Origin of the sequence: Paracoccus sp. FO-3, from assembly GCF_006386455.1 — a bacterium.
Lineage (GTDB): Bacteria > Pseudomonadota > Alphaproteobacteria > Rhodobacterales > Rhodobacteraceae > Paracoccus > Paracoccus versutus.
This window is the reverse complement of the sequence record NZ_VCBQ01000064.1, coordinates 18,397-28,054: the sequence shown is the minus strand read 5'-3', so window position 1 is coordinate 28,054 and position 9,658 is coordinate 18,397. Positions and strand designations below refer to the sequence as shown.

Below are 9,658 nucleotides of genomic sequence, written 5' to 3'. Positions count from 1 at the left end.
GCCGGGTTTTACTCCGCCGTTGACACTGCGGCTATATCGCGGGCTCGCCGGATCTGGTCCGCGGTCTCGTCGACCTGAAGATGATCACGACCGTCGCCACCTCGGCGCATGTCGAGCGCCTGGTGACGGACATGATCGAGAGCGGGCAGTATATCAAGCATTTGCGCCGGCTGCGAACCCGAATGCAGGAGGGGGCGAAGGCGACGGTCCAGGCGTTGTCCGAGGTCGGGCTGGATGTGAGCCTGCCGCGGGTGCAAGGCTTCTACCTTTGGGTCCCCCTTCCTGAGACGCTGGACGAAGCCGCCTTTTGCCGCCGTGCGGCCGCGGCAGACATCTTCATCGCCCCGGCCAGCGTCTTCCATACCGAGCGGGATGCCTGCAGAAGGCCCGCCATGCGGGTCAACGTGGCTTATGGGGCTGATCCACGTTTCTGCGCTTTCCTGCGCCGAGAACTCAAATCTGACTGAAAGAGGCATTTCATGACACTATCCGCATCGTCGAGGTCGGTCCTCGCGACGGTTTGCAGAACGAGGCGCGGCCCCTTGGCGTTGATGACCGCGTGGCCATGATCGAGGGCCTGATTTCCGCGGGTCTGAACACCATCGAAGCCGGCAGCTTCGTTTCGCCGAAATGGGTGCCGCAGATGGCCGGCTCGGCCGAGGTGCTGGCGCGCCTGCCACGTCGCCCCGGCCTGACATATCCGATGCTGGTGCCGAACCCCAAGGGCCGGGAAGCGGCGCTGGCTGCCGGTGCCGAGGAAATCGCGATCTTCGCCTCGGCATCCGAGAGCTTTTCGCAAAGGAACATCAACTGTTCCATCGACGAAAGCTTCCAGCGGTTTGCGCCGGTGATGGACGGGGCGCGTGCGGCAGGGGTGCGCGTGCGCGGCTATGTCTCCTGCGCGCTGGGTTGCCCATACGAGGGCAAGGTAGCCCTTTCCGCCGTTCTCGGCGTGTCCCGGCGCCTGTATGATCTCGGCTGCTATGAGCTGTCCCTGAGCGACACCATCGGCATCGGCACGCCTAGCGTCGCCCAGGTCGGGCCGAAGAGCAGGATGAAGACCAGAAGGCCGAAGGCGAGGATCAGGTTCCAGCGCGACATGAACTGGATGCCGCGCTCGAGCCCGGTGATGGCCGAGATGGTGTAGAGCGTCACCAGCAGCAGGATCAGCGTGCTTTGCGTGGCGAAGCTGTCGGGCAGGCCGAACAGCGCGTTCAGGCCATAGGACAGCTGCAGGCCCAGGAAGCCGATGGGTCCGACCGTGCCGGCCACCACGGCGATCACGCAGCAGGTATCCGCCACGATGCCGATCCAGCCGTGGATCGCACGCTGGCCAAAGACCGGATAAAGCAGGGTGCGCGGCGCCAACGGCAGGCCCTTGTCGTAACGGTAATGCATCAGCAGCACCGCGGTCAGCGACCCCAGGATCGCCCAGGCCAGGAAGCCCCAATGCAGATAGGCCTGCGCCAGGCCGATGGTGGCGAGCGATTGCGGATCGGCGTCCGGCCCGGCAAAATAGGGCGGGGTCGAGATGAAATGCGCGATCGGCTCTCCTGCCGCCCAGAACACGCCGCCGCCGGTAAGCAGCGTGGTCATGATCATGGCCGCCCATTGGAAGGTGGTGAGTTCCGGCTTGTCGAGCCCGCCCAGCTTGACGCCGCTGCCCGGCATGAACAGCAGCACGATGCTGATCGCCAGCGTCGCGAACAGCAGGACCTGCCAGTAAACGCCGAACAGCCGGGCCGAGACGGCGAAGCCCCAGTCGATCATCGCGCTGAGCCGCGCCAGATCGGCGACGGCCAGCAGGCAGAACAGCAGGATGAAGCCTGCCGTGATGCCCAGAAGCGGCAGGTTGATCCGGCGCCAGGCACCGGAGATCCCCCGTGGAATGTCGAGATTGCTCATGTCCTTCCTCCCTCGGACAAAGAAATCCGGGCCGGCGGCGCTATTCGGCCGCCCGCCGGATCGGTGTGCGGGCGTCGAGCGGCCCGAAGCTTTCGGCATAGAAACGCGGCCAGTTGCCGCCCATCACGCCGTCGATCTCGGGCTGGGACAGGCCGGCCTTGCGCAGCCCCTCGGCAAAGCCCGCCAGATCGCGATTGTCGCTGTGCCAGGTCACCGGCGCGGGAAAGCCCGGCGCCTCGGCGCCGCCTTCGCCGTAATCCATGCCCTTGGTCCAGCGCCCGACCCGCATCCATTCGACGATGGAATCCGGCTGGTCCTGGCACAGGTCGGTGCCGATGCCGATGTTCTGCGGGCCGGTGATCTCGGCGGTGCGGGCGATCATGTCGCAGAAATCCTGCAATGTGCAGGCGCTGCCGTTGCGCAGGTGATGCGGATAGGTCGACACCCCCAGCATGCCCCCTGATTGGCCAAGCGCCCGCAGCACCTCGTCGGTCTTGTTGCGCAGCGCCGGATGCCAGCTTTTCGCATTGGCATGGGTGATGGCGATGGGGCGGCTGGAATGCTCGATGGCCTCCAGCGTCGAGCGGTCGCCGGAATGGCTCATGTCCACGACCAGGCCGACCCGGTTCATCTCGGCCACCACCTCGCGGCCCATGCGGGTCAGGCCGGTATCCTCGGCCTCGTAGCAGCCCGAGGCGAGCAGCGACTGGTTGTTGTAGCTCAGCTGCATGAAGCGCAGGCCCAGCGTATGCAGGATCTCGACCAGGCCGATATCGTCCTCGATGCAGGACGGGTTTTGCGCGCCGAAAAAGATCGCCGTGCGCCCGGTTTCTTGCGCCAGCCAGATGTCCGCGGCGCTGCGGCCGTGCAGGATCAGTTCGGGGAAACGCTCGAACCAGCGGTTCCAGCGCTCGATGTTCAGCACCGTCTCGCGGAAGGTCTCGTGATAGGTGATGGTGACATGCGCGGCGTCCAGCCCGCCCTGGCGCATCTGGCGGAAGATGCCTTCCGACCAGTTGGCATATTGCAGCCCGTCGATCAGCGGCGCGCGGCTCATTCCGGCACCCCCGCCGCGACATAGGCGGTCTTCACCGTGGTATAGAACTCGGCGGCATAGCGGCCCTGTTCGCGCGGGCCGAAGCTGGAGGCGCCGCGACCGCCGAACGGGACGTGGTAGTCGGTGCCTGCCGTCGGCAGGTTCACCATCACGCAGCCCGCCCGCATGTTGGCGCGGAAATGGCTGGCGCGAGCGAGGCTGCGGGTCATGATGCCCGCCGTCAGCCCGAAGGCGCTGTCATTGGCGATGGCGAGCGCCTCGTCATAGCTGCCGGCGCGGATGACGCAGATGATCGGCGCGAACATCTCCTCGCGGTTGATGCGCATGTCGTTTCGGGTGCCGGCAAGGACGGCGGGGGCCATGTAATGGCCCGGCGTGGCCCGCTCCAGCCGGTCGCCCCCGCAAAGCAGTTCGGCGCCTTCCTGCTGGCCGATGCGGATATAGTCGAGGTTCTGTTGCAACTGTCCTTCGCTGACCACCGGGCCGATCTGCCTGCCCTGGTCCAGCGCATGGCCGACCTTCGGCGCCCTGGCCGCCGCCACCAGCCGCTCGACGAAGGCGTCGTGGACCGCCTCATGCACGATCAGCCGCGAGGCGGCGGTGCATTTCTGCCCGGTGCCGCCGAAGGCCGCGTTGGCCGCATGGGCGACGGCCAGGTCCAGATCGGCATCCTCCATGATGAGCATCGGGTTCTTCGAGCCCATCTCCATCTGCAGCTTGGTCATGTTGGCGGCGGCGGCGATGCCGCGCCCGACCGGGACCGAGCCGGTGAAGCCGATGCATCGACCAGCGCGCTTTCGACCAGCCGCTGCCCGACCTCGCGGCCCGGACCGGCGACAAGATTGAAGACGCCTTTCGGAATGTCCTGCCGGGCGATGATCTCGGCCAGCATGATGGCGCTGGCCGGGGTCAGGTTCGCCGGTTTCCAGACCACGGCATTGCCATAGGCCGGCGCCGGGGCGATCTTCCAGGCCGGCGTGGCGACCGGGAAGTTCCAGGGCGAGATGATCGCCACCACGCCCACCGGCTCGCGCCGCACGTCGATCTCGATGCCCGGCCGGACGCTTTCGGCCAGGTCGCCCTGGTTGCGCAGCCTCGGCCGCCGAATAGGTGAAGAACTGGCCGGCGCGATAGACCTCGCCCTTGCCCTCGGCCAGCGGCTTGCCCTCTTCGCGCGCGATCATGCGGCCGATCTCTTCGGCCCGTGCCATCAGCTCGGTGCCGATGGCCATCAGAACGTCGTGCCGCTTCTGGATGCCGGCCGCCCACCATGCCGGCTGCGCGCGGCGCGCCGCCGCCAGCGCCTCGTCCAGCTGCCCGGCGCTGGCCTGCGCGAACTGGCCGATCACATCGCCCAGGTCAGAGGGATTGCGGTTTTCCACCGTGGTCGCGCCGGACTGCCATTGGCCGTCGATGTAGAGTCTGGTCTCGGTCATGGATCTGTCTCCGGTCTGCATTTGCCGAAAACAGATAGACTTCCGGGTTGTTTCAATTAATCTTAAATAACTGAAGTTTATTTCAGAATTTCTGAATGTCGATCAAGCTGGAGATGCTGCGCGTCTTTCAGGTCGTGGCCGAGGCAGGCTCGCTTGGCTGCGCCTCGGCGGTTCTGGGCCGCACACCCTCGGCGGTCTCGATGATGCTGTCGCAATTGCAGGACAATCTGGGCGCCGAGCTGTTCGAGACCGACCGCAAGAACCGCCTGACGCCCCTGGGCGCGCTGGTGCTGGAAGAGGCGAACCGGGCGCTGGACGCCTTCGACCGCAGCGCCTCGGCGATCCGCCGGCATGCCAAGTCCACGGCGGGCCTGGTGCGCATCGCCGCCGTGCCCTCGGCGACCATGGACCGGCTGCCCGAGATCATCGCTCGCTTCCGCCGCCAGCGGCCCGATGTGCGGCTGGAGATCAGCGATGTCGATACCGCGACCGTCCGCCGCCGCATCAAGCTGGACGAGGCGGATATCGGCATCCTCTCGACCTCGGCCGAGGACCAGCAGATCGGCGAGGTGATCCGGCGCGACGCGCTCGGCATCGTCTGCCGGGCGGGCGGGCCGATCTCGCAGGCGGTCGGCTCGGGTGCCGCCCGGTCATGGGAACTGCTGGAGCTGGAGCCGCTGATCGAGAACCCGCTTTGCCACCTGGTCGCGTCCGAGCTGGTTTTCGGCCTGCTGCTGCATTGCAATCTGGAAGCGCGCAACACTACCGCCCTTCTGGCCTTCGTCCGCAGCGGGCTGGGCGCCACGGTCTTGCCGGAAAGCGCCATCTATCACAGCCCCGAGCAGTTGGAATTCGTTGTCCCACGGGACCCCGAAAGCTGGCGCGAGCTGAGGAAGATGCACAGCAGGGACCGGCACCTCAGCCCCGCCGCACAAGCCTTCTGGAACCTGATCGGCGCCTGACCTGGCTTCGGGCAGGATCCGGGCCTGCGTTCCGGATTTCAGCCGGCGGCAGCCTAGCTCGTGTGGGCAACGCCTCGGTCCTGCGTCGCTGCCGGCCCCGGCGGATGCATCGCTGGTCCCACAGGTCCGGCGGGGCGGGGTTTTTCGCCTATGGCGCAAGTGGTAAGTCGGGACCCAGCCCAGCCCGGCGGTCCGGGCCGGGCGTGTGGCGCCGGATTGAGTCCGGGATCGGCCGGCATGAAGTGCCCGAGGGACGGGGCTCGACCAACGATGTGGAACTCACCGCCGCTTCCTTCGCTGACGCAGGCCCGCTGTCACAGGTTTGCGGGGTCGACGGGCAGATCAACCCCGGCGGTCCGGGATGTTTTCCGTCATCGAATGATGGCAGCATTCCCTGGGCCACCGTGAAACCCATCCATATGAGCCGATGTATATCAGAAAGCACCGGGCGGGTCTCCGCAGCGTAACTATGTCCCAATAATCCAAGATTAACCTGGCTTGCATCGATCCTGTCTATCCTGGGCATCACCGCGATCGGCGGTGCAAGGCCGACGCGTGCGAAACGATGCAATCTGCGTGAACGGCCGATAGCCTTCATTATTGGTTACATACAGCGTGGCGCGGATCGATAATTGACCGTAGGCCGATTGTTGAAGAGTTGCGCGTCGACATCGGGCGCGGCGAGGAACGCTTGACCAAAGCGAACCGGCGCAGTCGAGGCAGCGCACGCGACGGCCCAGGGTAGGGCTAGCCTTAACTAGCGGGGAAGGGGGGCAAGTGGGGCCGGAGAATGGTGGCGGTGGAACGGCGGTCTCTGGATGGTTTGGAATTGCCATCACCACCGCCATACGCAGCCCTGACAGGCTGATCCACGCGCCGGACGGCGAAGCAACCGGCAGTTACATCATGCTGATGCCCCTTGCGTTGGCGGCGGGCAAGGCGGGGGCTCTGCCCCCGTCGCGCTGGTGCGCGACTCCCCCGGGATATTTGGGCAAGGAAGAATGACGGGGGTCGGGGGCCTTTTCAATTCTCGCGGAAGGCGCGGGTGAAGTAATCCGTCAGCGGCTTGACCAAATAGGCCATCGGGCTGCGTTCGCCGGTCTGGACATAGACCTCGACCGGCATGCCGGGCACCAGTTCCAGACCCTTCAGCTTTTCGGCCTCGGCGGCGGGGATCGTCACCTCGCCGCGGTAATAGGGCACATGCGTCGCCGGGTCGACCAGCGTGTCGGGCGAGACGCGGCTGAGCATCCCGTCGATCTCGGGCGTGGTGCGCGAGGAGAAGGACGAGAAGCGCAGCACCACCTTTTGTCCGGCGTGGACCTCGTCGATGTTGATGGTGGCGATGCGGGCGGCAACCAGCAGCGGCCGGTCCTGCGGGATGATGAACAGGATCGGATCGGCCGGGCGGATCACCGAGCGCGGGGTGGTGATCTGCAATTCCTGCACCACGCCCGAGACCGGGGCGCGGATGTCCAGCCTGGCGATGCGCTCGGCCAGCGCGCGGCGGCGCTCGGCCAGTTCCAGCTCGCGATAGCCCAGCTCACGCAGCTCGGTTTCGGCGGCTTCGCGGCGGGTCGCGGTCTTTTCCAGCCGCGACAGGTCGATTTCGGCCAGCTGCGTCACCGCGCGGGCGCGCGTCGCCGTCGCCTCGCCCAGAAGCCCGTCGAGCCGGGCGGCCTCGCGTTCCAGCGCCAGCACGCGCGGGGCCTGCGCCAGGCCCTTTTCCAGCAAGGACCGCTGGTCGCGCAATTCCTGGGCGATGAAGCCGCGCTGCTGCTCCAGCGCCTGGGTCTGCGCGTCCACGCCGCCGATCTGCGCCTGCACCTGTTCGGATTGCTTGGCCAACTGGCCCAGCGATTGCTCCAGCGTGTCGAGCCGGGCCCGGAACAGGCTGGCCTGCCCCTCCATCAGCGCGGCGAGTTCGGGGCGGCTGGCGGCGGCCTCGACCAGTTCGGGCGGGAAGGCGATCTGCTTGCGGTCGGCGCGCTCGGCCTCGAGCCGGCCGCGGCGGGCGAGGATCTCGAAATACTGCCCCTCGACGATGGCGAGTTCGGTGCCCAGAAGCGCGCCGTCCAGCCGGATCAGCGGCTGGCCGGCGGTCACGCTTTCGCCGTCATGGATCAGGATCTCGGCCACGACCCCGCCATCGGGGTGCTGGACGACCTGGCGGCGCTGCTCGACCTCGACCTGGCCGGGCGCGACCACGGCGCCGGCGATGCGCGCGGTCCAGGACCAGAGCCCGAATCCGCCGACCAGCACCAGCATCGCCGCCAGGCCCAGGATGACCGGGCCTCGCGCCGACCAGTCGGGGCGCTTGGACGGCGGTGGCGCCGGGGCCGGATGCGGGGCCGGCGCGGCGGTCGGCTGGGCGCGCAGATGCGGCGTGGCCTCGGCGGGCTGATTCGGATCGTTCATGTCACCCCTCCGCCGTGGCCCTGGGCACGGGCGATCTGCTCGGCGTTCTTGACCAGGGATTTCAGCACCTCGTCGCGCGGGCCGAAGGCGCGGCGCAGGCCCTGGTCCAGCACCAGCAACAGGTCGCATTCGGTGATCGCTGCCGGGCGATGCGCCATGATGATGACCGCGCCGCCGCGGGCCTTGATGGTGCGGATGGCGAGGTTCAACGCCGTCGATCCCTCGTTGTCGAGGTTCGAGTTCGGCTCGTCCAGGACGAAGATCACCGGGTCGGCGTAAAGCGCGCGCGCCAGGCCGACGCGCTGGATCTGCCCGCCGGAAAGCTGTCCGCCGGCCTGGCTGACGCGGGTGTCGTAGCCCTGCGGCAGGTCCAGGATCATGCGATGCGCGGCGGCGGCCGTGGCCGCGGCGACGACGCGCTGCGGATCGGGCTGCGGCGAGAGGCGGGCGATGTTTTCCGCGATGGTGCCGTCGAACAGCGTGACCTGCTGCGGCAGATAGCCGATCAGCCGGCCAAGCGCGTCCGGGTCGTATTGGTCCAGCGTCGCGCCCCCGAGCCGGATCGAGCCCGAGGCGACGGGCCAGGCGGCGATCAGCGCCCGCGCCAGCGTGGTCTTGCCGGCGCCCGAGGGGCCGATCACCCCCAGCGCCTGGCCGGGGGCAAGGTCGAAGCTGACCCCGCGCAGCATCGCCGCCCCCTGGCCGGGGGGCACGACGGCCAGGTTGCGCACCTCGAGCCGGGCCTCGGGCCGCGGCAGGGGCGTGCGCTGCACGACAGGCGGGCGGCGCGAGAGCAGTTCGGCCAGCCGCTTCCAGCCGTCCTGGGCGCGCTGGACGATGGACCAGCCGCCCACCACCTGCTCGACCGGGGCCAGCGCCCGGCCCATCAGGATCGACGAGGCGATCATGGCGCCCGGCGTCACCTCCTGGCGCAGCACCAGCCAGGCGCCGGCGGCCAGGAGCGCGCTTTGCAGAAACAGCCGGAAGGTGCGGGAGAAGACGGTGAAGCTGGTGGCGCGATCGCTGGCGCGCAGCGTCGCCTCGGTCGCCTTGTCGCGCGCCGCCTGCCAGCGCCGGAAGGCCGCCGCCCGCATGCCGAGCGAGCCGATCAGCTCGCCCTCGTCGCGGTAGAGGTCGGACATGCGCTCGGCCGACTGGCCGGCGATGCCCGCCTGCTGCAGCAGGTCGCGGCTGAGCCATTGGTTCAGCAGCGTCGCCGCGACCAGCACCGCCATGCCGGCCGTCGCTACCGCGCCCAGGATCGGGTGGAAGATGAAGACCGCCGCCAGGAAGAACGGTGCCCAGGGCAGGTCGAACAGCGCCATCAGCACCGGCGAGGCGATCAGCCGCTGCACCGCCTCGAGATCGCGCATCCCGCCGCGCACCACCAGCTCCGAGCCGGCGGCCTGGCCGTCCTGCAAGGCGGCGGTGAAGACCCGCCCCTCCATCCGTTCCTGGAAGCGGGCGGCGATGCGGGACATGACGCGGTTGCGCGCCAGGTCGATCACCCCCATCAGCGCGAAGAGAAAGGCGACCAGCAGGAACAGCGCCGTCAGCGTCTCGACCGAGCGGCTGGCCAGGACGCGGTCATAGACCTGCATCATGAACAGCGGCCCGGTCAGCATCAGCAGGTTCACCGCGAATGAGAACAGGCCGACCATGGCATAAAGCTGCCAGGCCAGTCCGCGCGCGGATTTCAGCTCGCTTTGGCCGTCATGTCGCATCGGCGGCAAGGCCATGCCGGTTCCTTCCTTGTCATCCTGACCGGGCTTGCCCGGAATCGCCCCAGCGCATATCCCAAAGCGCAGCCGTGAAACAGTCCGCCGCCGCCCCGCCGTCTGCCCCGAGGCGAATCGCCGCTGGTCCGCCGAGTCTTAGCT

The 9,658-nt window shown here is 68.0% G+C and carries 6 protein-coding genes and 2 pseudogenes; 3 read left to right on the top strand and 5 right to left on the bottom strand.

Annotated features, from left to right (window positions below; translation table 11 throughout):
• Positions 1-35: 35 nt before the first annotated feature.
• Both FE811_RS17160 and FE811_RS17155 read left to right on the top strand, forming a co-directional pair.
• Positions 36-467: an aminotransferase class I/II-fold pyridoxal phosphate-dependent enzyme gene (locus FE811_RS17160; protein WP_255469759.1), complete on the top strand. Its 432-nt coding sequence runs from the start codon at positions 36-38 to the stop codon at positions 465-467.
• 53 nt (positions 468-520) lie between these two features.
• Positions 521-976 (top strand): annotated as a pseudogene (locus FE811_RS17155) (hydroxymethylglutaryl-CoA lyase); the annotation flags it as partial.
• Between the two features lie 5 nt (positions 977-981).
• Here FE811_RS17155 and FE811_RS17150 read toward each other — a convergent pair.
• From FE811_RS17150 to FE811_RS17140, 3 genes and pseudogenes are all read right to left on the bottom strand, one after another.
• A complete protein-coding gene (locus FE811_RS17150; protein ID WP_338117760.1) occupies positions 982-1,905 on the bottom strand; it encodes a BCCT family transporter in 924 nt (307 codons plus the stop codon).
• Between the two features lie 40 nt (positions 1,906-1,945).
• Positions 1,946-2,962 (bottom strand): membrane dipeptidase, encoded by a 1,017-nt coding sequence (locus tag FE811_RS17145; RefSeq protein WP_116222558.1) that lies wholly within the window; start codon positions 2,960-2,962, stop codon positions 1,946-1,948.
• A pseudogene (locus FE811_RS17140) lies at positions 2,959-4,398 on the bottom strand (aldehyde dehydrogenase family protein). Before FE811_RS17140 ends, FE811_RS17145 begins: the two are co-directional and overlap by 4 nt.
• 95 nt (positions 4,399-4,493) lie before the next feature.
• Here FE811_RS17140 and FE811_RS17135 point away from each other — a divergent pair.
• On the top strand, positions 4,494-5,360 hold the full coding sequence (locus tag FE811_RS17135; protein ID WP_116222559.1) for a LysR family transcriptional regulator: 867 nt from the start codon (positions 4,494-4,496) through the stop codon (positions 5,358-5,360).
• A gap of 1,023 nt (positions 5,361-6,383) precedes the next feature.
• Here the strand turns inward: FE811_RS17135 and FE811_RS17130 are convergent.
• Entirely contained in the window at positions 6,384-7,778 is a 1,395-nt protein-coding gene (locus tag FE811_RS17130) for an HlyD family type I secretion periplasmic adaptor subunit (RefSeq protein WP_116222560.1), read from the bottom strand.
• Positions 7,775-9,517, bottom strand: a complete 1,743-nt coding sequence (locus FE811_RS17125; protein ID WP_116222561.1) for a type I secretion system permease/ATPase — start codon at positions 9,515-9,517, stop codon at positions 7,775-7,777. The genes FE811_RS17130 and FE811_RS17125 overlap by 4 nt, the downstream gene beginning before the upstream one ends.
• Between the last annotated feature and the right edge of the window lie 141 nt (positions 9,518-9,658).